The organism is Herbiconiux sp., assembly GCF_023264855.1.
Lineage (GTDB): Bacteria > Actinomycetota > Actinomycetes > Actinomycetales > Microbacteriaceae > Herbiconiux.
In genome coordinates, this window is record NZ_JAHFUW010000033.1 from 1 (window position 1) to 21491 (window position 21491).

Consider the following 21491-nt stretch of genomic DNA (forward strand, 5'->3'; position numbering starts at 1 on the left):
GTCGCCCTCGGGGCTGACTGCGGCCGAGGTCGCCGAGCGCGTCGCGGCCGGCCGCACGAACGCGTTCGTGCAAGACACCAGCCGTAGCGTGTGGAGCATCGTGCGCGCGAACGTGCTCACGCTGTTCAACGGCATCATCCTGGCCTGCTTCCTGGTGCTGCTGGCGATCGGCCGGTGGCAGGATGCGCTGTTCGGCTTCTCCGCCGTGGCCAACGCGGTGATCGGCAGCGTGCAGGAGTACCGCGCCAAGCGCGCCCTCGACAAGCTGGCCCTGCTGAACGCCCCGCACGCGCGGGTGCTCCGCGACGGCGCGGAGGCGGAGGTCGACGTGGCTGCCGTGGTGGTGGACGACATGCTCGTGCTGCGCGCCGGCGACCAGGTTCCCGCCGACGCGCTCGTGCAGGCCTCGCGCGGCCTGCAGCTGGACGAGTCGATGCTCACCGGCGAGTCCGACCCGGTGGAGAAGGCGCCCGGCGACCGGGTGCTCTCCGGTTCGGTAGTGGTGGGCGGCGAGGGCACCGCCGTGGTCGACCGGGTGGGCGCCGACTCGTTCGCCAACTCGCTCGCCGCCGAGGCCAAGCGGTTCTCGCTCGTGGCCTCCGAACTGCGCTCCTCGATCAACCGGGTGCTGAAGTGGGTGGCCTGGATCATCGGCCCCGTCGCGCTGCTGGTGCTGAACGCGCAGATGATCGCGCAGGGCGGCTGGGTGCAGGCCTGGGAGAGCGGAGCCTGGCGCGACGCGGCCGTCGCCACCATCGCCTCGGTCGTCGCCATGGTGCCGCTCGGCCTCGTGCTCATGACGAGCATCACCTTCGCCGTCGGCGCCGTGAAGCTCGCCCGTCAGCAGGTGCTGGTGCAGGAGCTCCCCGCGGTGGAGGGGCTCGCTCGGGTCGACCTGATCTGCCTCGACAAGACCGGCACGCTCACGCAGGGCGACATCGTGTTCGACGCCGCGCATCCGCTCGCCGAGGTGCCCGGCTGGGAGGGTGTGCTGGCCTGGTACGGCGTGCAGAACGACGCCAACGCGACGGCGCGCAGCCTCGCCGAGCCGTTCCCGGCGGTGCGAACGGATGCCCCGGTCGACCGTGTGCCGTTCTCGTCGGCCCGCAAATGGAGCGCCGTGATGTTCGGCGACGGGATGTGGATTCTGGGCGGGCCCGAGATGGTGTTTCCCGGCGCATCCGCTGACCCGATGCGCCGGAAGCTCGCCGAGCGCGCCGCCGAGCTGGCCGCGACCGGCCGCCGCACGCTCGTGCTCGCGCACGGCACGCCCACCGGCGACGAGACCGTGCCGGCCGACGCCGTGCCGGTGGTGCTGCTGACCTTCCGCGAGAACATCCGCCCGGATGCCGCCGAGACGCTCGCCTACTTCGCCGCGCAAGACGTGGGGGTGCGCATCATCTCGGGCGACAACCCGCAGACCGTGGCCGCCATCGCCCGCGAGGTGGGGCTGGACGCCCCGCACGGCTTCGACGCCCGCGAGCTGCCCGACGACGCGGACGAGCTGCTGCGGGTGCTCGACGAGAACCTCGTGTTCGGCCGGGTGACGCCCGACCAGAAGAAGCGGATCGTCGTGGCGCTGAAAGCGGCCGGACACACCGTGGCGATGACCGGGGACGGCGTGAACGACGCCCTGGCCATCAAGGAGGCCGACATCGGCGTGGCCATGAACTCCGGCGCGGCGGCCACCAAGGCCGTGGCGCGGCTGGTGCTGCTCGACGGCAAGTTCTCGCACCTGCCGAGCGTCGTCGCCGAGGGTCGGCAGGTGATCGCGAACATCGAGCGCGTGTCGATGCTCTTCCTCACCAAGACCGCCTACGCGACCTTCCTGGCGATCACGTTCGGCATCCTGCTGCTGCCCTTCCCCTTCCTGCCCCGCCAGCTGTCGGTGACGGATGGCCTCACCATCGGCATTCCGGCGTTCTTCCTGGCACTGCTGCCCAACGCGCAGCGGTACGTACCCGGATTCCTGCGCCGTTCGCTCACCTTCGCGGTGCCCGCCGGCGTCGCCGTGACGCTCGGCATCGCCGCGTTCGCCCGCCTGGCCGCGAACGCGCAGATCCCCGAGGCCGAGATCCGCACCGGGTCGACGCTCATCCTGACCATCATCGGGCTGTGGATCCTGGTGGTGCTCTCGCGCCCGGTCACCCGGTTCAAGGGGCTCGTGATCGGCGCCATGATGATCGGACTGGTGCTGGTGTACACGGTGCCGATCGTGCGCGACTTCCTGCAGCTGGTCGACCCGTCGCTCACCACCGCGCTGCTCGTGCTCGGCACCTCGCTGCTGTCGATCGCGCTGATCGAGATCGTGCGCTTCGCCCACCGCCGGATCGCGCGACGCGACGCCGAGACGGCCGGGCTCGCGCGGAGCGCTACCGGCGCGCGCGGCGCACGAAGATCTGCCGGACGACCCTGAGCAGGCCGAGGAACCCGAAGAACCCGATCAGCGCTCCGAGCAGGTCGAACAGGCGCAGCCCGCTGGCGAGCTGCGGGCTCGAGTCGGTCACCAGCAGCACCACCGCCAGCACCACGGCCGCGATCGAGATGAGGGTGCCGACGATCTCCGAGGTGATGGTGCGGGCGAAGCGCTGATCGGCCTCGTCGGTGAACGCTCGCAGCTTGATGCCGACGGATCCGCGCTCCAGCCCCGAGAGCAGCGTGTCGAGGCGGCGCGGCAGCCCCCGCACCAGCGCGGCCGTCACGGCGGCCTGCGCCTGGGCGCCGGTGGCGAACTGCCTGAGCTTGACCATGTGCCGCAGCACCCGGGGCACCACGGGGATGGCCCGCTGCACCAGGTCGAAATCGGGAACGATCACTTTGAGGCACCCCTCGAGGGTGGCGAAGCTGCGGAACGCCGAGGCCAGATCGGCGGGCAGGGCGATGCGGTGCTGGCGGATGACGTCGACCACCCGGGTGAAGATCGATCCGTCGCCGGGCGGCAGGTGACGCTGCGAGGTCAGCACCACGCCGATGTCGTGACGGAAGGCGTCGAGGTCGACGTCATCCGGAACGTCGACGATGAGCAGAAGCGCATCCGTGGCCCCCACGTCGTCTTCGCTGGTCGCCGCGAGCATCAGCGCGGCGAGGTGCTGCCGCCGGCTGCGCTCCACGATGCCCACGGCTCCGAAGTCGATCAGGCCCAGCGAGCCGTCCTCGCGCAGGATGACGTTGCCCGGGTGCAGGTCGGCGTGGAAGACGCCGTGCACGAGGATCTGCTCGATCACGGCCGTCATCAGCGACACGGCGAGGGCCTCGCGCGCCTCCTCCGTCAGTTCGGCCAAGCGTGCCCCGGCCCGGCTGAGCGGCACCCCGTCCACCAGGTCCATCGTCAGCATCCGCGCGCCGGAGGCCTGCGGATGGATGCGGGGCACCGCGATCGGAACGTCGCGCCCGTGGTCGTCGGCCGCGATCAGCGCGAGCGTGCTGCGGATCATCTCGGTGTTGGAGGCCTCGATGCCGTAGTCCAGCTCGTCCAGCAGTGTGCTGGTGAAGCCCCTGGCCACCGATTCCAGGCGGAGGTCGCGTCCCATCCGGGTGTGCGTCTCGGCCCGCTGGGCCAGGCGCAGGATGATGTCGACGTCGGCCTCCACCTGGGCCCGAGCCGCCGGACGCTGCACCTTGACCACGACCGGAGTGCCGTCGAGCAGCTCGGCCCGGTGCACCTGGGCCACGGATGCCGCCGCCAGCGGTTCGGGGTCGACCGACGCGAACACGGTGTCGAGCGGGCCCCCGATCCCCTCTTCGATCAGCGGGCGGATCGTCTCCCAGGGCAGCGTGGTGGCGCCGGACTGCAGGGAGGCCAGCGCGCTCAGATACGGCTCCGGAACGAGGTCGCGCCGGGTGGAGAGCACCTGCCCGAGTTTCACGAACGTGACACCCGACTCGTTGATCGTGTCGACGATCGCCTGGGCCCGCTGCGCGCTCGTGGTGAGCTCATGATCGGTGGATGCGCGCGGGTGGAAGAGCCAGCCGGCCCCGTGCCGCGAGGCGATGGCGAGGATCTGCAGGTACCGCTTCGACCGGCGCCGCTGCCGGAGCGCCGCCCGCACCGCGTCGACCGGGTTCGGCAGCGCGCGCGTCGGCACGATCGCCTCCAGAGCGACCAGCACCGCGATACCCAACGCGAACACCCAGGCGAGGGCGAGCACCACCACGGCCAGCACGACCAGCGCGTGCCGGGCATCCTGCACCTGGCCGTCCGGCTGCAGGCCGGTGCCGTCGAGCACCCACGAGGCGAAGGGCAGGCCTGCCGCGAACACCAGCAGCCCCACCACGATGCTGCGCGGCCAGCCCACCGGGGTGTCCAGGATGCGCCGGGCCACGAAGCCCACCAGCACCGCCGAGACGATCGCGAGAAGAACGGTCACCACATCGGCCAGCATGCGCAGCCCCTTTCGTCCATTCCGGCGCCTTCGTCGTTCCCGGCGCCGATGGTCGGTGCCGGCGCCGCAGGTCAGTCCCGGCGGAGCATGTCCAGGCCCGCGCCGGCGAACTGCCGCAGCGTGGCATCCGGCAGGAACGCCCGGGTGAGCGCCGCACCGATGCGGGTGAGGTCGCCCTCGTCGCGGTAGAGCAGGTAGATCGGCTCCGAGCGCGGGTTGAACTTCTGCTTGAACCGGTGCAGTGACGAGAAGCCGTACACCGGCTCGAGGATGGCGCTCAACTGCCCGAGCAGGTGCGCGATCCGCCCCTCGTCCTCACCCGCATGGTGGGCGAGCGGTGCGCCGGAGAGCGAGAGGATCTGCGCCCCCTCCTCGGCGAAGGCGCGGGCCGAGGAGCCGATCAGGTACTCCATCACCGAGCCGAACCCGTCGTCGCGGCGCCGCATCAGGTCGAGCGTCCAGCCGTGGTGCTCTCCGCCCGGGCCGAACACGGGCAGCCAGCTGAGGAAACCGTCCACGTCGCCCTGCGGCGAGAGGGCGAGCGCGAGCCGCACCTCGGGGTCGTCGGCCTCCTGGAGCGTGCCGAGCGTGAACCGCATCTCGGGCAGCTCCTTGTCACCCACCCACCCCTCGGAGATGGCCCGCAGCTGCTGGCGCACCCCCCACGGTTCATCCGCGAGGCGCGTGAGGCGGAAGGTCATCCCCTCCCGCTCGGCCTTGTTCAACGCGGTGCGGATGTTCGCCCAGGCCTTGCCCGTGAACGCCAGCCCCGGCAGATCGACGATCGTGTCGTCGGCGATGATGAGATCGCGCCATCCCTCGGGCATCGCGTCGCGCGTCGCCTGGCTGGAGCTGAAGAAGCACGGCACGAGGGAGTCGCGCTCGGCCGCCCGCACGAACTCGTCGACGCTCGCCGCGACCGACTCCGACGGGCCCAGCGGATCGGCCAGCACGATCGCCACGCCCAGGTGCTTCTGGTACGGCACCAGCCCGGCCGTGGTGCGGAAGTACTCCATGCCCTCCCAGGTGGCCATCCAGGACAGCGTGCCTCCCCCGTCGGCCTTGATGATCGCGCGCGCGTCGTCGGCCGTGGGCAGCTCACGGTGCTCGCGCTTGCGCGGCACCCCGAGCGGGCGGCGACGGTGCGAGGCGAACGCGCGACGGGTGGCGACGAGGTAGATCAGGAACGCGAGCCAGAGCACGGAGGTCGCGATGGCCACATCCGCGTCGCCCCAGTCCAGCTGCAGGTCGACCGGGTCCAATACCGACAGCGCGATGTAGAGCACCGCGACGAGCACGTTCACGACCGCCCAGATCACCGTCAGAACCCAGGCCCACCGCCGGCCGAGCCGCAGCCCGTTGGCGACGAGCAGGATGACGGCCGCGTCGATCAGCACCTCGACCCACGGTCCGTCCGCCGCCGCGGTGGGCCCGAACGGACCGTTCGTCGGCAGCAGCAGGGTCAGGATCTGCACCACGCCCAGCGCGAGGCCCGCCGCGAACGCGAGCAGCCGCCGCTCCCGTACGCTCGCGCGCTGGATGCGGAACGACCGGTCGACCACGAGCACGAACACCACGGCGAAGGCGTGCTCGAGATCGGCGAGGGTGCCGAGAAAGAGCAGTCCGATCGCGGTGTAGCCCACCACGATGATCCAGCCGCGCTGCCGCCACGGCGAGGCGAAGAGCGAGACACAGGCGGCGAAGCAGGCCATGGTGCCGCCCGAGGGGCCCACGTCGAGCATGCCGGCGAGGGTGATCGCCCACGGCCACGGCAGCATGCTCGCCAGCCAGAGGAAGGCGGCGGTCGCCAGCACGGCCACCAGCTGGCCGGCGCCGAAGTAGAGAAGAGCTCGTCGCCATCCGCGCTGCCACTCCAGAAGCCCCATCCAGAAGAAGCCGAGCACCGCGAAGAGGTAGCCCCAGGGCTCCGCCACGAAGAACGTGCCGGTGACGGGAGTCCACCATCGGCCGTCCTGCAAGGCGGGAACACCGAACGCCACCGATTCCCACCACGGCTGCTGCGCGGTGGGCGACCACAGACCCTGACCGGCGACGCCGACGATCAGCACCACGGCGACCAGCGCGAGGGTGGCGGGGATGCGGGTGACGATGTCGCGCAAGGAAGGTGGTCTCATGATCGGCTCGCCTGCCATTCTTTTACGTACTCCAGGGCGACGGAGCGCAGACTCTCCCCGATCCGGGCATACTGCACATCGCGCAGGTTGGCGAGCGAGACCCGGATCGACCACGCCGGCCCCTCGAAGCCGCCGCCGTTCAGCAGGATGATGCCGGTCTGCTCGGCCAGGCGGAAGAGGATGTCGGTGGGTTCGTACGTGCGCTCCAGGTATTCGGCGAACTCCGGATCCCAGTGGCGCCGGGCGTAGGCGAGCAGGTCGAGCTCGACGTAGTAGCCCACGCGGTACGGGTCGTCCGGAAACCGCACGGCCATCCCCTCGGTGAGCATGTCCATCCGGCGCCGGATGAGCGCCTGCACGGCGTGACGGTAGTGATCGTCGCTGTCGAGCAGGCAGGAGGCCGAGAACAGCAGCATCATGCACTGCTGCGGCAGCGAGAGGCCCGCGGTGTGGTTGAGCGCCACCGAGCGGCTGTCGGCCACGAGCCGGTCGATGAAGCGGATGCGGCGCGGGGCGAGCGAGAGCGAGCCGTAGCGGGCGTCGAGCTCGGCCAGGTCGTTCTCGCCGAGCGCGGCGATCTTCTCGTCGAACACGTTGTCGCGGCTGAGCGCGATGGCGCCCAGCCGCCATCCGGTGGCCCCGAAGTACTTCGAGTACGAGTAGACGCCGATGGTGTTGCGGGGCAGTTCGGCCAGCAGCGAGCGGAACCCGTCGATGAAGGTGCAGTACACGTCGTCGGTGATGATCGTCAGCCCGGGATTGTGCTCGCGGACGGTCTCGGAGATCAGCCGGATGGTCTCGTCGGCGATGCGTACCGAGGGCGGGTTGGAGGGGTTCACCACGAACAGCGCCGCGATCGAGGGATCGCGCAGCCGCTCGATCTCCGCCGCCGGGTACTGCCAGAGATTCACCCCGCGGTCGTCGACCTCGCTGGCCGCGAGATGCACCACGTCGAAGTCGTAGTCGGACAGGCGCGGGATCTCCAGGTACGGCGTGAAGATCGGCGTCATGATCGCGATCCGGTCCCCGCGGTGCAGCACCTTGTTCTTCAGCAGCGAGTCGAAGATGTAGCACATCGCCGCCGTTCCGCCCTCGACCGCGAACAGGTCGAACGGCACCTCGGGCTCGACGCCGGCACAGAGCTCCTGCACCAGGTACCGGTGGGTGATCGCCTCGGCGTGGTGCAGCATCCGGTCGGGCTCGGGATAGTGGTCGCCGATCACGGAGTCGGCGAGTTCCCACACGAAGGAGTCGGCGTCGAAGCCGAGTTCGTCGAGGCCGAGCGCCAGCACGCGGCGCAGCAGACCGGTTCCCGCCTCGCCGTCGTTCTCGTCGAGCCAGCGCGTGAACCGGTCCGCGATGCCGTCCTTCTCCGGCACGCCGATGAGTTCCGGATCCCACTCCCGGTTCTCACGGCAGACGGTCAGCGCGAACCGCCCGAGGGCGAAGAAGGCCTCGCGCGGCGCCGAGGCGATGAAATTGGGGTTGCCGCGGCCGGCGTTCAGCATCTGGAAGGCGGTACGCGCCTCGTGCTCGCCGGCGAGGCGCTGCAGTTCGGACTTCAGCTCGAACGGCGACAGCGTCTGCAGCCGGGCGATGCGCTCGCGGGTGATGCTGGGGTGCGGCACGGGGTCTCCTTAGGACGGCTGCGAGGGATCAGAGGGCCACGAGGGCGATGACGGCTACTACCAGTGCGCCGCCCAGGGTCAGGACGATGTTGCCGACGGCGTACGGGATGGTGAACCCGAGCAGCGGGACGCTGCTGCGTGCCCGTTCGCGCAGGGCCCCGACCGCGGCGGTGGTGGTGAGCGAGCCGGCCAGCATGCCGAGGATCACCACCGGTTCGGTCTTGCGCATCAGGAAGCGGCCGACGACGGTCATCACCAGCAGGGGCACGAGCGTCACCACCACGCCGGCGAGGAAGAGGCCGGCGCCGTAGTCGATCAGGCCCTCCACGAACCCCGGGCCCGAGTCGATGCCCACGATCGCCACGAACATCGCCAGGCCCACGGTCTCGAAGAACCACTGCGCGCCCGGCGGGATGCGCCCGAACGTCGGCCGCTTCGCGCGCCGCCAGCCCAGCACGAGCCCGACGAGCAGCACACCGACGCTCGAGGTGAGCGAGAGCGGAACGTCTCCGACGAGCAGGCTGGGCACGCCGATCAGGGCGCCGAGGGCGATGCCGAAACCGATCGTGACGATGTCGGTCTTCGGATCGGTGCGTTCGGCCCGGCCCACCGCCTGAATGCCCTGCTCGAGCAGATCCGTCGGCCCCTGCACGCGCAGTTCGTCGCCCGCCTGCAGCACGGTGTGCCCGGTGACGGCGATCGGCCGGCCCGCCCGCAGCAGCCGGGTGGCGAAAATGCGGCGCGAGCGCGGGTCGTTCCGCATCTCGGCGATTGTGCGCCCGACGGCCGACTTGTTCGTCACCACGATGTCCAGCGCCTCCAGCGGGAAGTCGAGCAACTCGCGATCGGCGATCTCCGTTCCGGCGTTCTCCAGCTGCCGGGCGATCAGTGCCGGCGTGGTTCCGGCGACGACGATCTCGTCTCCGGGCGCGAGCGCGTCGTCGGGCCCGGGATCCACGATGCCCGAGCTTCGGCGCACCCGGGCGACGTAGAGGTGGGACCCGGCGATCTCCGCGGCCTCCGACTCGAACGCGCGCACGGTACGGGCCGCGAAGTCGGGGCCGAGCCGGTAGGCCCGCCGGGCGATCAGCGGATACGCGCTGGACACATCCGGGGCCTCCTCGTGGAACCCGAGGCGCTGCTCGAGCTCGCGCGAGGCGGCGGGCAGATCCCGGATGCCCAGCAGCCTCGGTGCGAGCAGCGAGATGTAGAGGGCGGCACCGAGGGTGCCGAAGATGTAGGTCACGGCGTAGGCGACCGGCACGAGATCGCTCCAGGCCTGGGCGGTCGACCCGTCCACCGGCAGTCCCGCGATGGCATCCTGCGCCACCCCGATGATCGCCGACTGGGTGAGGCCGCCGCCCGCCAGACCCGCCGCGATGCCCGGGTTGTAGCCGAGGATCACGCTCACCCCGATCGTGACGGCGAAGCCGACCACGGCCGTCGCCAGCGCGAAGCCGGCCTGCGGCAGCCCCGAGCGCCGTAGCCCGGCGAAGAACTGCGGCCCCAGCTTGTAGCCGAGCGAGAACAGGAAGAGCAGGAAGAAGGTCTGCTTCATCACGGGCGCCACCTGCAGGTCGCTGCCGATCACCGCCCCGAACACCACGCCCACCAGCAGCGTCGAGGTGACCGTCCCCAGGCCGATGCCCCGCACGCTCACCCGCCCGAGCAGGAACCCCAGACCGAGCGTCGCGAACACCACGATCTCGGGGTGGGCCACCAGCACGTCGTGGAGCCACGGGACGATCATCGGCCCACCGCTTCCCGAACGGCGGCCGGCAGGTGCTCGATCCGCCGGCGGTCACGGATGGCGACGATCCCCACGCAGAACACCCAGATCAGCCAGGGGAAGGTCGCCAGAAGCACGGTGGCGCCGCCCGCCGCCGCGAAGAACGCGTCGGGGTTCGTGCCGCCGAACATCGTCGGCACGGCCAGCAGGTTGAGGCCGGCCACGGCGTAGGCCAGGTACCCCGTCCAGGCCGGCAACGCGGCCGAGGCGATGATGACGTACGCGGCGGATGCAGCGACCAGCGCCGTGAGGGTGCAGCCGACCGACCCGAAGAGCAGCGTGTGACCCTCCACGAGGGTTCGGAGCGACGAGGGATCCGGCCGCAGATCCATCGTGTCCAGCGCGGTGGCACCCTGCAGCGCATCGCCGACCAGGGTGCACAGCACGAGCAGCAGACCCGATCCGAACAGGATGCCGGTCACCCACTGCAGATCGGGCCGGGCCTGCGTGATGAGCTGGCGGAAGCCCGAGACGAACACCACGATCGCGGCGAGCAGGAAGGTGTCGAAGAGCACGTTCACCAGCGTCAGGTCGGCGGTCGCCGAGGCGTACCGCACGAGAGCGTCTGCGTCGTCCAGAGACGGGGCGGGCACGAACAGCACGAGCTGCAGCACGAACTCCGCCAGGGTGAGCGTTCCGACCGCGATGGCCGCGATGCCCGTCCAGAGCCGCACATCGGGGTTGAGGCGGCCGTTCTTCACTACGGTCATCGTGCTCACGAGACCCCCTGCCGGTCGGATCAGCCGTTGTTGGAGATGACCCTAGCGCGGGCGCGGGCGGCCCGCCCCGGTTGATTTGATCCGGTCTGCGGGATGGGCGAAGATGGCCGCATGGCGGGCCGCTGATCGCCCGCCCACGACGGAGGCGGCGTGATGCGGCGAACGGCCAGGCGGGTGATCTCCCTGCTGGCGGCCGGCATCGTCGCCGTGGTCGCCGTGGCGCTCGGCCCGGGCCACGAGCGGGTCGAGCCCGATCCCGACATCGCCACCTTGCTGAGCCTGCCCGACGACCAGGTCGACGACTACCTGGCCGATCGGCCGGGGCTCGCGCTGAAGGCCCTGAACACCCGGCCCGACGTGGTGGCCGAGTGGTGGTCGGAGCAGTCCCCCGAAGACCGGGCTGAGATGGTGGAGTCGGCGCCGGAGACGATCGGCAACCTCGGCGGCATCGACTACGCCTCGCGCGACACCGCGAACCGCGCCCAGCTCGCCGAACGCCTCGACGCCGCGGGCAAGGCGGTGGCGGCCGATCCCTCCGACGCCGAGGCCGCGAGCCGGTTCGCCGCCCTCAGCGCCATCCACGGCGCCTCGAAGGGAAAGCACGAACCGGCCCGCTACCTGGTCGAGCTCACCGACGACCAGCCTCCGCTCGCGGCCGTGGCCGTCGGCGACCCCGACACGGCGCGGCAGGTGACGTATTCCGTTCCCGGCATGGGCACCTACACCGACGACATGCAGCTGTGGACGACGGGGGCCGAGAACATCCATCGTGCCCAGGGCCGGGCGGGCGCGCCGGCCGCGCGTTCCGTCATCGCATGGATCGGGTACGTCCCCCCACCCCCGGGCATCGACGCCACCGCGGGTGCGTACGCCGCTCGTGGCGCGCCCCTGCTGAGTGCCGACATCCGGGCCCTCACCGCGGCTCGCGACGGAACCGGGCTCGACACGGTGAGCGTGATCGCGCACTCCTACGGCACCACGACGGCGGCGGATGCGCTGGCCGACGACGATCTCGGCCTCTACGCCTTCGTGATGCTCGGCTCGGCCGGGATCGAATACCGGATCGGCCGTGCCGCCGCGCTGAGCGCCGAGCAGGTGTTCGCGGGCGAGGCCGTCGCCGACCTGGAGGCGGGGCTCGGCCGGATCGAGCGGATCGATCCGCGCGCGCCCGCCTTCGGCGCCACCGTCATCGGCGCCGACGGCGATCCCGCGCGCGGGCTCGTGGGCGTCACCGGGCACGCCCCGATCCTGCACTCCCCCTACAACGACGACCCCACCTCGGGGGCCTGGACGAAGTACGCCGACCCCGCCGAACGCGACCGCCTGTACGCCCAGCACATGCGGGAGTTCGGCTACCTGGATACCGGCACCGACTCGCTCGAGAACGCGGCCCGCGCCTCCACCGACCCCTCGGCGACGACCTTTCAGACGCCCGCGAAGTAGCGCCGTCCCGGCCCCGTCCACAGCGGGACGATCACCGCGGCCGCCACCACCAGCTGCACGGCCACGCCCGACCAGTCGCCGTCTCCCGCCACCACCAGGTCGAGCACGGCGAGCAGCAGCGCCAGCAGCATCACCACGGTCGCGCCGATCCGCGACGCCCGGCTCCCCCGGGCCACGCCCGAGGCCAGGGCGATCACGAACAGGCCGAACAGGATCATCGCGACGCCCAGCAGCGTCACCGTGAGCGCGACGCCGCCTTCGGAGGCCTCGGGCACGTACCGCAGGAAGATGGCCAGGATGCCCAGGGCGATCTGGGCGATGCCGCCGATGTACATCAGCACCACGGCGAACGTCACGGATCCGGGCCGGCGCCGGGAGGCAGTCTTCGTCATGCCGCCCATCGAACCACGGATGACGCGCGTCGGAGGGGCATCATGGAGTCATGTCGCCGATTCCGCCGTCCGACCGAGCCGTGCCGAACCTGCCGTCGCGGGACTTCGACACCACGGAGGCCTTCTACGGAGCCTTCGGCTTCACGCACGTGTTCCGCGACGAGGGCTGGCTGATCCTCGTGCGCGGCGGGCTGCAGCTGGAGTTCTTTCCGCTGCCGGCCCTCGACCCGTTCGCCAGCGACTTCATGTGCTCGGTGCGGGTGACGGATGCCGACGAGCTCTACGACGCGATCCGCCGCTCCGGAGTGCCCGAGAGCACGAGCGGGATGCCCCGGCTGCATCCGATCCGCCTGCAGGAGTGGGGGCTGCGCGCAGGCTACCTGATCGATCCCGACGGCACACAGCTGGCGCTGATCGAGCAGCCGGCGGCCTGAGGCCGACCCGCCTCGACCCGCTCCCCTCGCCCAGCGGTCCCTTTCAGTACCAGCGCGGCCAGGCGGCCACGGCCGACTCCAGCTCGGCCTCGATCAGCGCCAGGGTGTCGTACCCGGCGGCCTCGGCCGCCATCCGCCCGGCCCGTTCGCGGTAGGAGGGGTCGTCGAGCACCCTCTGCACCGCAGTACGCAGGGCGTCGGGCGATGGGGTGCCGGTGCGCAGGTTCACGCCGGTGCCCGACCACGCCACGCGCGCGGCCACCTCGGGCTTGTCCTCCGTGTCGCCGGCCACCACCATCGGCACTCCCGCACCGAGTGCGTGCTGCACGCCGCCGTAACCGCCGTTCGTGACGTACACCGCGGTGCGCGGCAGCAGCTCGTCGTAGGGCAGATACGAGGCGACCCGGGCGTTCGGCGGGAGGTCCGTGGCGGCGAGGGCGGCGAGGGGCCGTCCTCCGAGCGACACCACGACAGTCACGTCCAGCCCGCGCAGCGCGGCCAGGGTGGGACGGATCAGCCGGTCGAGGTCGTGGTTGTCGATCGTGCCCTGCGTGACGTGCACGATCGGCCGGCCGTCGTCGAGGTCGCCCCACCACTCGGGCAGCGCGGCGCCCGCCGATCCGCCGCTCGATCCGCCCGGCGGCATCGCCCCGACGAACACGGTGTTCGGCGCGATGTCGCTGCGCGGGTATTCGAACCCGGCCGGGCAGAGCTGCAGAAAGCGGTCGAAGGCGCCGGAGAGATCCATCACGAACAGGTCGAGCCGGTCGACGCCGAGGTCGGCGAAGAGCCCCTGCGCGAGCGTCTGGGTGCGCCGGAAGAGCACGCGGCGGGCGAGCACCCCGAGCAGGCGGTTCCGGATGCGGCCCGCCGCCGTCGCCGACGGCGGCAGCCCGGTTCCCGCCGGGGCCACGTCGCGGCTGCTCTGCGTGAGCGGTGTCACCCCGAGCGCCAGCACCGGAGGTCGCGGGCCCGTGCGCAGCAGCAGCGGCGCCACACCGGCGAACGCCCCGTCGACGAGCACCGCATCCGGCTTCTCGGCCTCGAGGATCGCCGACACGGCACGGTACTGGTCGGGGATGGTCTTCACGAAGATGTTCTGGATGTCGTACTGCGCCTGGGCGAGGCCGCGGTAGCGATCCCGGTCGGGCAGGTACGACGACACATCCCGGTCGTCGAAGTCGGCCCGGCCGCCGAGCGGGCGGAACTCGGCGCCGATCTCGCGCACCCGGCCGGCGAAGCGCGCGCCGGTGAGCACGATCACCCGATGCCCCCGCTGCACGAGATGGCGTGCCGCCGTGAGCATGGGCACAGCATGCCCGTGGATCGGCGAGCTGCAGACGAGGTAGGTCGACATGGGTCTGTTGTAGCACACATCTATTCATTGACGGATGACTACAGCAAATATTAGGATCGCGGCATGGCACCTCGGCCTTACACCTCGTCGATCCGGCAGGAGTCGTCGGCACAGACCCGACGGCGCATCGTGGAGGCGGCGACCGACTTGTTCGCCCGCGACGGCTACGCGGGCACCACGATGCCCGCGATCGCCGCACACGCGGGCGTCTCGGTGCAGAGCGTGCACCTCGCCGGGCCCAAGAGCGCCCTGTTGATGGCGGCGTTCGAGGTGGCGCTGGCCGGCGACGAGGGCACCCATCCGCTGCACGAACGACCTGCGCTGGCCTCGATCATGCAGCTGCCGCCCGGCGAGGCGCTGCCCGCCTACGTGCACTTCCTCGCCGAGGCGAACGCGCGCACGGCCGGCGTCGACCGCGCGCTCTCCGTGGCGGCCGAGTCCGACGAGAGGGTGGCCGCTCTGGTGGCCGACCTGAACATCCGCCGGCACGCCGACATCGGGATGGCCATCACCTGGTGTGAGGCCCACGGACTGCTGCACGGCGACGTCGATGCCGAGGAGCGCACCGAGACCCTCACCTACCTCGTGGCGCCCGAGACCTACCGCTTCTTCACCCGCGAACGCGGCTGGAGCGACGAGCACTACGAGACCTGGCTCGCCGACGCGATCGATCGCCTCGTGCTGCGCCGGCCGGAAGGGTAGCGCCCCATGTACGACGTGATCATCAGCGGCGGTGGCCCCACGGGCATGATGCTCGCCGCCGAGCTGAGGCTGCAGGGCGTCGAGGTGCTCGTCGTGGAGCGCGACCTCCAGCCGAACCCGGCGGTGCGCTCGCTCGGACTGCATCCCCGCAGCATCGAGATCCTCGATCAGCGCGGCCTGCTCGAGCGGTTCCTCGAGGCCGGAACACCGTATCCGGGAGCCGCCGGGCACTTCGCCGGCATCGTCCCCGCGCGGCCGCCCCGGCTCGACACCACGCACGACTACATCCTCGGCATCCCCCAGCCCGTCACCGATCGGCTGCTCGCCGACCACGCCGTCGAGCGGGGTGCCGTGCTGCGGCGCGGCGCCGAGGTCGTCGGCTTCCGCCCCGACGACGACGGGGTCGACGTCGACCTCTCCGACGGCACCACGCTGCGATCGCGCTGGCTGGTGGGGTGCGACGGCGGGCGGAGCCTGGTGCGACGGATGCTGGGCGTCGGCTTCCCGGGCGAGCCCGCCACGACCGAGTGGCTGCTCGGCGAGGTGGCGCTCACGGCCGATGCCGAGGAGGTGGCCGTGGTGTCGGCGCGGGCGCGCGAGACCCATCGCGGATTCGGGATCGGCCCGGCCGGCGACGGGCTGTTCCGCGCGGTGGTGCCCGCCGCATCCGTCGCCGACGACCGAACGACACCGCCGAGCCTCGAGGAGTTCCGCACGCAGCTGCGGGCCTACGCGGGCACCGACTTCGGCGTGCACTCTGCGCGCTCGCTGACCCGCTTCGGCGACGCCACGCGACTGGCCGAGCAGTACCGGGTGGGCCGGGTGCTGCTGGCCGGCGATGCCGCGCATGTGCATCCCCCGCTCGGCGGGCAGGGGCTGAACCTCGGCATCCAGGACGCCTTCAACCTCGGCTGGAAGCTCGCCGCCACCGTGCGGGGCTGGGCGCCTCCCGGGCTGCTCGACAGCTACTTCAGCGAGCGGCACCCGGTGGCCGAGCAGGTGCTCGCGCTCACCCGGGCGCAGAGCGAGCTGCTGTCACCCGAAGCCGGGCCCCAGGCCGTGCGGCAGCTGCTCACCGAGCTGATGAACCTCGAGGAGGTGAGCCGGCTGCTGGCCGAACGCGTCACCGGACTCGGTATCCGCTACGACGTGGGTGAGGAGGCGACGGGCGCCGAGGCATCCGTTCTGCTCGGACGACGGATGCCGGATCTCGCGGTTCCGCCCGGCCCGCGCCTCTTCGAGCGGATGCACACGGGCCACGGCCTGCTGCTGGACTCCACCGGCGCTCTCGCCCTCACCGGCTGGGCCGACCGCGTCGACCGTGTCGACCTCGTCGCGACCGGGAGCGCCGATCTCGGGGCTGCCGCAGTGCTGCTGCGGCCCGACGGGCACGTCGTCTGGGCCGGCGACGATCCCGCCAGGCTCGCGCATCGACTGCGGGCGTGGTTCGGGGAGCCCTCCACCCGGTAGATTTCACCGTGAGCGCAGCACGGCGGCATCGTCGGCTGCGAGGCACGAGATCTGGAGAGAACAATGGCCGAATCGGCTCCTATCGACCCGACCGCAACCGAGGCATGGGAGGCGCTCGAGCAGATCGCCGACGGTTTCTCGCCCGACCTGCGCGCCTGGTTCGCCTCCGACGAGGGCCGCGCTTCGACCTACACGTTCCAGGCCGCCGACCTCACCGTCGACCTGTCGAAGAACCTGGTGACCGAGGAGATCCTCGGCCACCTGCTGCAGCTGGCGGAGGATGCCGGGGTCGCCCGGCGCTACCAGGCCATGATCGCGGGCGAGCACATCAACGTCACCGAAGACCGCGCGGTGCTGCACACCGCTCTCCGCCGCCCGGCCGCCGGCACGCCCGGAGCCGACACGCTCGACCCGGCCGCCGGCTTCGTGGTCGACGGCGCCGACATCGACGCCGAGGTGCACGCCACCCTCGACAAGGTCTACGCCTTCGCCGACCGCGTGCGATCCGGCGAGTGGACGGGCGTCACCGGCAAGCGCATCGAGACCGTCGTGAACATCGGCATCGGCGGCTCCGACCTCGGCCCCGTGATGGTGTACGAAGCCCTCAAGCCGTACGTGCAGGAGGGCCTGGAGGCCCGCTTCGTCTCGAACATCGACCCCTCCGACATCTATGAGAAGACGGCCGGCCTCGACCCGGAGACCACCCTGTTCATCGTCGCGTCGAAGACCTTCGGCACGCTCGAGACGCTCACCAACGCCCGCCTGGCCCGCCAGTGGCTGTGGGACGGACTCGTCGCATCCGGAGCCATCGCCGACGACGACGGGGCGCGCACCGGCGCCGTGGCGAAGCACTTCGTGGCCGTCTCGACCGCGCTCGACAAGGTGGCCGCGTTCGGCATCGACCCCGAGAACGCCTTCGGGTTCTGGGACTGGGTGGGCGGCCGCTACTCGGTCGACTCGGCCATCGGAACCTCGGTGGCGATCGCGATCGGACCCGACGGGTTCCGCGAGTTCCTAGCCGGCTTCCACGCCCTCGACGAGCACATGCGCACCACCCCGCTGGAGCGGAACGTGCCCGTGCTGATGGGGCTGCTGAACGTCTGGTACTCGAACTTCCTGGGGTCGCAGAGCCACGCGGTGCTGCCGTACGCCCAGTACCTGCACCGCTTCCCGGCCTACCTGCAGCAGCTCACGATGGAGTCCAACGGCAAGAGCGTGCGCTGGGACGGCTCCCCCGTCACCACCGACACCGGCGAGATCTTCTGGGGCGAGCCGGGCACCAACGGGCAGCACGCGTTCTACCAACTGATCCACCAGGGCACCCGCCTCATCCCGGCCGACTTCATCGCGGTGGCCAACCCGGCGCATCCGCTGAAGGACGCCACGGGCGACGGGGCCGCGGTTCAGCCCGGCGCCGACGTGCACGCGCTGTACCTGGCGAACTTCTTCGCGCAGACCAAGGCGCTCGCCTTCGGCAAGACCGCCGACGAGGTGCGTGCCGAGGGAACCGCCGAGGCGGTGGTGCCGGCCCGCGTGTTCTCGGGCAACCGGCCCACCACGTCCATCCTCGCGCCGGCCCTCACGCCGTCGGTCGTCGGTCAGCTGATCGCGCTCTACGAGCACATCGTGTTCACCGAGGGCACCATCTGGGGCATCGACTCGTTCGACCAGTGGGGCGTCGAGCTCGGCAAGCAGCTGGCGCTGCAGATCGCCCCCGCGGTCGACGGCGATGCCGCCGCCCTCGCCACCCAGGACTCCTCCACGAAGTCCCTCATCGCCAAGTACCTCGAACTCCGCGGCGAGTAGGCCGGCGACCCCGGGGTCGCGTTCACGTCGGCGAGTCTCAGGCGAACCTCGGCCATAGTGCGCGAACTCGCGCTGAAACTCGCTGGAGTGAACGGCGCTCGGCCCTTGCGGAATCGGCGCGGGGGCGTAGAAGGGTGGGTGGGGTTTCTAGACCGGAGAGTGCGGGTACCACGTGGCGCATCACCTGACGACACTGCCCTCGGGCGACGAGGTGGGGTTCTCGGCGACCGGGGATCCGCTGGCCCAGCGGCTGGTGCTGCTGTGCCTGCCGACGCCCGGGGCCGGGATGTTCGACCCCGACCCGGTGGTCACGAACCGCTGGGGCGTGCACGTCGTCGCGCTCGACCGGCCGGGATACGGCGCCACGCCGCCGGGATCCGGATCGGGTCAGGGCACGGGCGAGGGAGAGGGCGGCCGGAGCCGGGGCTCGATCCAGGATCGCGCCGACGACCTCGCCGCGTGGCTGCGCTCCTCGCAGGGCGACGCCCGGCAGTCCGGCGCGACCGTCTTCGGCGCCGCCGGCGTGGTGGGCTGGGGCACCGGCGGCATGGTGGCCCTCGCGCTCGCGGCCCGGCATCCGGATCTCGTCGACCGGGTCGCCGCCTTCCAGACCGCCGCACCGCACGGCCTCAGCTTCGACCCCTCGCTGCAAGCTGTAGCGCCGTTCGGCCCCGAAGCGCTCGGCATCCCCGCCGACGACCCGCTGCTGGAGCGGCCGGGCCTGCGCAACCGCCTCGACCGGATGCTGGAGGAAGCCGGTCTGCAGGGCAGCGCCGGCGTCGAACTCGATCGCCAGGCGCTCGCCGATCACTCCTGGGCCCGCGAACTCGGGGCGATCCGCGCCGAGGTGCGACTGATCTACGCCGACGACCTGAGTCAGGTCGACCGCTACGACGGCCACTGGTACCGCCGTCGCATCCGCTCCTCGAAGGTGGTGCGGGTGTCCTCGGGCGGTGCGCTGGCGATCGCGACGGAGTGGGACCGCATCCTGTCGTTCGTGGCTCCCGACCACGGCGGACTCTCGGAGCAGACGCGGCTCGGCTGAACCTTTGCCGTGGCGGGGTGCCGGATGGGGTGCGGGGCTAGTGTCGCGAACATGAGCGATGACAGCACGGATGACCGCACTCCGGACGAAAGCCATGACGAGACCCAGGACGAGCCGATCATGCACGGATCGGACGAGGCCACCGACGACGAGAAGGCCGCCGGCCGCGACGCGCAGGAGCGTGCCGACGCGGAGTTCTACAAGGACAAGGACGCGACGAACGCGAACCAGTCCGATGCCGAGCCGAAACGCTCGACGTACGTGAACCCCTCGAGCAGCGAGTTCACGCACCAGGAGGAGTGAGCCCCCACCGCTCGCGGATGTAGGAGTCGACGAAGATGTTGGCGATCAGCGGGACGACCAGGAAGGCCACCAGGCCGATCGGCCAGACCTCGGTTCCGCGGAACACCAGCAGGGCGAGAATCGCGACCACACCGGCGATGATCGAGGCCAGGATCGCCCGGCGCTTGACGGCGGAAGACCAGTGCGCGCCGACCCCGATCATGACGAGACCGCCGATCCAGCCCAGCACCGGCGCCACATACCAGCCGGCGGTGAGGATGACCGCGGCGACGGTCGGGTAGGTTTTGGTGGGCGGCGGCGCCACGGCGACGGTGACGGCTTCGCGGCTGCCGGCGGTCGCATCGGCGGCGATGACCAGCGGATCGCCCAGTTCGGCGATCCTGGCCCGGGTCTCGGCGTCGCTGAGTCCGCTGAGCTCGTCGGCGATGTCGGCGACCATCTCGGTGCGGATACCGGCGGGCGCCGTGGCGAGAGCGGCGTCCAGCTCGGCGAGGTAGCTCCGGGCGATGGCGTTCGGGGAGTCGGGCGTGGTCATCAGACCGTTCCTTCCACTGGGGAGTGCTCGGCGGTGTCGGCGACAGCGTCGGTGTCGGTGTCGGTGTCGGTGGTGATCGCGTCGGGGTCGGTGGTGATGGCGTCGGTGGTGATGGCGTCGACGGCGGCGGCGAAGGGCTGCCACTGCGCGCGGAACTGCCGCAGCTGCATCCGCCCGTCGTCGGTGAGTGTGTAGTACTTGCGAGGCCGCGCGGAATCCGACTCGTCGGCGTGCGCCACGATGAGGCCCTGCGCCCGAAGACGGGCGAGCAGCGGATACAGCGTGCCGATGCTGCCGATCAGCCCGAGGTCGACGAGCCGCTCGGAGATCTTCCAGCCGTACGCCGGCGCCTGCTGCAGAAGGCCGAGCACGCAGTACTCCACCACTCCCTTGCGCAGCTGGGCGCCGACGTCACTTATCATGCATAACAACATATGCTGCATAGCCAGGTATGGCAAGCGGGACGCACCCGGCGTCTGCTGCGAGCGGATGCGCGTCGGATGCGGCCACCGGTGTCGGCGGCGCGACGTACTCTCGTGCCATGACCTCCCCCACGCAGCTGATCTTCGTGCACGGCGCCCTGGTTCGCGACGGCGCCTGGTGGTGGCAGAACACCGCCACCCTGCTGGCCGCGCGCACGGGCATCCGGAGCCGGTCCCTCGCTCTGCCCTCCTGCAGCGAGACGGCAGAGGGCGAGCCGGCCGGCGATCAGAGCGGCGACCAGGCCGGCGGGCTGGTGGCGGATGCCGCGGCACTGCGCCGCGCGCTCGACGACGCGCTCACGGCTGGCGGCGAGAGCTCGGCGATCGTCGTCGGCCACTCCTACGGCGGCACGGTCATCGCGGAGGCGGGGCGGCATCCGGCGGTGGGGCACCTGCTGTTCGTGTCATCGTATCTGCCCGAGGCCGGGCTGGCGCAGGGCGCGATCATGAGCGGTGAGCCCGATCCGGTCTCGATCGGCGACAACGGCGACGGCACGCTGAGCGTGGCAGGGTACGACGCCGCCTCGTTCGCGGCACGTTTTCTGCACGATGCCGACGAGACCACGCAACAGGAGGCCTGGCGGCGGGTCACCTCGCAGTCGGCGGCGGCCTTCATGACCCCGACCACGGCCGCCGGCTGGGAGGGCGTCGACTCCACCTACCTGGTCTGCACCGACGACCGCAGTACCTCCCTCGCGCTGCAGCGCGCCCATGCGGCCCGCGCCACGCGCTCGGTCGATCTGCCGACCGGGCACCATCCGTTCATCACCCGCTCCGACCTCGTCGTCGAGCAGCTCGAGGCGCTGCTGTAGCACTGCCGGTATGCGCTCGTGCTCCGCGATCCTGTCTGCTGTGAGCGGAACCCTCTG

18 protein-coding genes are annotated in these 21491 nt (G+C 71.2%); 9 read left to right on the plus strand and 9 right to left on the minus strand.

Going from position 1 to position 21491, the window contains the following annotated elements; genetic code table 11:
• The first annotated feature begins 13 nt into the window (after positions 1-13).
• Positions 14-2416, plus strand: a complete 2403-nt coding sequence (locus tag Q0D75_RS13540) for an HAD-IC family P-type ATPase (RefSeq protein ID WP_291054362.1) — start codon at positions 14-16, stop codon at positions 2414-2416.
• Here the strand turns inward: Q0D75_RS13540 and Q0D75_RS13545 are convergent.
• The 5 genes from Q0D75_RS13545 to Q0D75_RS13565 form a co-directional block, all read right to left on the minus strand.
• The gene (locus tag Q0D75_RS13545) at positions 2373-4382 is read right to left on the minus strand and encodes an AarF/UbiB family protein (protein ID WP_291054276.1); all 2010 of its coding nucleotides are present in this window, start codon (positions 4380-4382) and stop codon (positions 2373-2375) included. The two genes, Q0D75_RS13540 and Q0D75_RS13545, sit on opposite strands and share 44 nt — an antisense overlap.
• A 71-nt stretch (positions 4383-4453) precedes the next feature.
• The gene (locus tag Q0D75_RS13550) at positions 4454-6517 is read right to left on the minus strand and encodes a phosphatidylglycerol lysyltransferase domain-containing protein (RefSeq protein WP_291054278.1); all 2064 of its coding nucleotides are present in this window, start codon (positions 6515-6517) and stop codon (positions 4454-4456) included.
• The gene (locus Q0D75_RS13555) at positions 6514-8145 is read right to left on the minus strand and encodes a bifunctional aspartate transaminase/aspartate 4-decarboxylase (protein WP_291054280.1); all 1632 of its coding nucleotides are present in this window, start codon (positions 8143-8145) and stop codon (positions 6514-6516) included. The genes Q0D75_RS13550 and Q0D75_RS13555 overlap by 4 nt, the downstream gene beginning before the upstream one ends.
• A 28-nt stretch (positions 8146-8173) precedes the next feature.
• Positions 8174-9895 (minus strand): TrkA C-terminal domain-containing protein, encoded by a 1722-nt coding sequence (locus Q0D75_RS13560; protein WP_291054283.1) that lies wholly within the window; start codon positions 9893-9895, stop codon positions 8174-8176.
• On the minus strand, positions 9892-10653 hold the full coding sequence (locus Q0D75_RS13565) for a hypothetical protein (RefSeq protein WP_291054285.1): 762 nt from the start codon (positions 10651-10653) through the stop codon (positions 9892-9894). The genes Q0D75_RS13560 and Q0D75_RS13565 overlap by 4 nt, the downstream gene beginning before the upstream one ends.
• Before the next feature lie 153 nt (positions 10654-10806).
• Between Q0D75_RS13565 and Q0D75_RS13570 the strand changes: the two genes are divergently transcribed.
• A complete protein-coding gene (locus tag Q0D75_RS13570) occupies positions 10807-12096 on the plus strand; it encodes an alpha/beta hydrolase (protein ID WP_291054287.1) in 1290 nt (429 codons plus the stop codon).
• On the opposite strand, the gene Q0D75_RS13575 is transcribed toward Q0D75_RS13570, so the two are convergent.
• Positions 12078-12488 carry a hypothetical protein gene (locus tag Q0D75_RS13575; protein ID WP_291054289.1) on the minus strand — a complete coding sequence of 137 codons (411 nt, stop codon included), beginning with the start codon at positions 12486-12488 and terminating at the stop codon, positions 12078-12080. The genes Q0D75_RS13570 and Q0D75_RS13575 overlap by 19 nt on opposite strands.
• A 50-nt stretch (positions 12489-12538) precedes the next feature.
• On the opposite strand from Q0D75_RS13575, the gene Q0D75_RS13580 reads away from it, so the two are divergent.
• Entirely contained in the window at positions 12539-12922 is a 384-nt protein-coding gene (locus Q0D75_RS13580; RefSeq protein ID WP_291054291.1) for a bleomycin resistance protein, read from the plus strand.
• A gap of 43 nt (positions 12923-12965) precedes the next feature.
• On the opposite strand, the gene Q0D75_RS13585 is transcribed toward Q0D75_RS13580, so the two are convergent.
• The gene (locus tag Q0D75_RS13585; protein WP_291054293.1) at positions 12966-14279 is read right to left on the minus strand and encodes a nucleotide disphospho-sugar-binding domain-containing protein; all 1314 of its coding nucleotides are present in this window, start codon (positions 14277-14279) and stop codon (positions 12966-12968) included.
• A gap of 63 nt (positions 14280-14342) precedes the next feature.
• On the opposite strand from Q0D75_RS13585, the gene Q0D75_RS13590 reads away from it, so the two are divergent.
• The 5 genes from Q0D75_RS13590 (at position 14343) to Q0D75_RS13610 (ending at position 19605) form a co-directional block, all read left to right on the plus strand.
• Entirely contained in the window at positions 14343-14981 is a 639-nt protein-coding gene (locus Q0D75_RS13590; protein WP_291054295.1) for a helix-turn-helix domain-containing protein, read from the plus strand.
• A gap of 6 nt (positions 14982-14987) precedes the next feature.
• Entirely contained in the window at positions 14988-16451 is a 1464-nt protein-coding gene (locus Q0D75_RS13595) for an FAD-dependent monooxygenase (protein ID WP_291054296.1), read from the plus strand.
• Between the two features lie 63 nt (positions 16452-16514).
• Positions 16515-18257, plus strand: coding sequence for a glucose-6-phosphate isomerase (gene pgi, locus Q0D75_RS13600; RefSeq protein WP_291054297.1), 1743 nt, complete (start codon positions 16515-16517; stop codon positions 18255-18257).
• A gap of 172 nt (positions 18258-18429) precedes the next feature.
• A complete protein-coding gene (locus Q0D75_RS13605) occupies positions 18430-19302 on the plus strand; it encodes an alpha/beta hydrolase (RefSeq protein ID WP_291054298.1) in 873 nt (290 codons plus the stop codon).
• A gap of 51 nt (positions 19303-19353) precedes the next feature.
• Positions 19354-19605, plus strand: a complete 252-nt coding sequence (locus tag Q0D75_RS13610; RefSeq protein WP_291054299.1) for a hypothetical protein — start codon at positions 19354-19356, stop codon at positions 19603-19605.
• On the opposite strand, the gene Q0D75_RS13615 is transcribed toward Q0D75_RS13610, so the two are convergent.
• Both Q0D75_RS13615 and Q0D75_RS13620 read right to left on the minus strand, forming a co-directional pair.
• Entirely contained in the window at positions 19586-20140 is a 555-nt protein-coding gene (locus tag Q0D75_RS13615; RefSeq protein WP_291054300.1) for a hypothetical protein, read from the minus strand. The genes Q0D75_RS13610 and Q0D75_RS13615 overlap by 20 nt on opposite strands.
• On the minus strand, positions 20140-20562 hold the full coding sequence (locus Q0D75_RS13620; protein WP_291054301.1) for a PadR family transcriptional regulator: 423 nt from the start codon (positions 20560-20562) through the stop codon (positions 20140-20142). Before Q0D75_RS13620 ends, Q0D75_RS13615 begins: the two co-directional genes overlap by 1 nt.
• A gap of 119 nt (positions 20563-20681) precedes the next feature.
• Here Q0D75_RS13620 and Q0D75_RS13625 point away from each other — a divergent pair, with 119 nt between their 5' ends.
• Positions 20682-21434, plus strand: a complete 753-nt coding sequence (locus Q0D75_RS13625) for an alpha/beta hydrolase (RefSeq protein ID WP_291054302.1) — start codon at positions 20682-20684, stop codon at positions 21432-21434.
• The last annotated feature ends 57 nt before the right edge of the window (positions 21435-21491 follow it).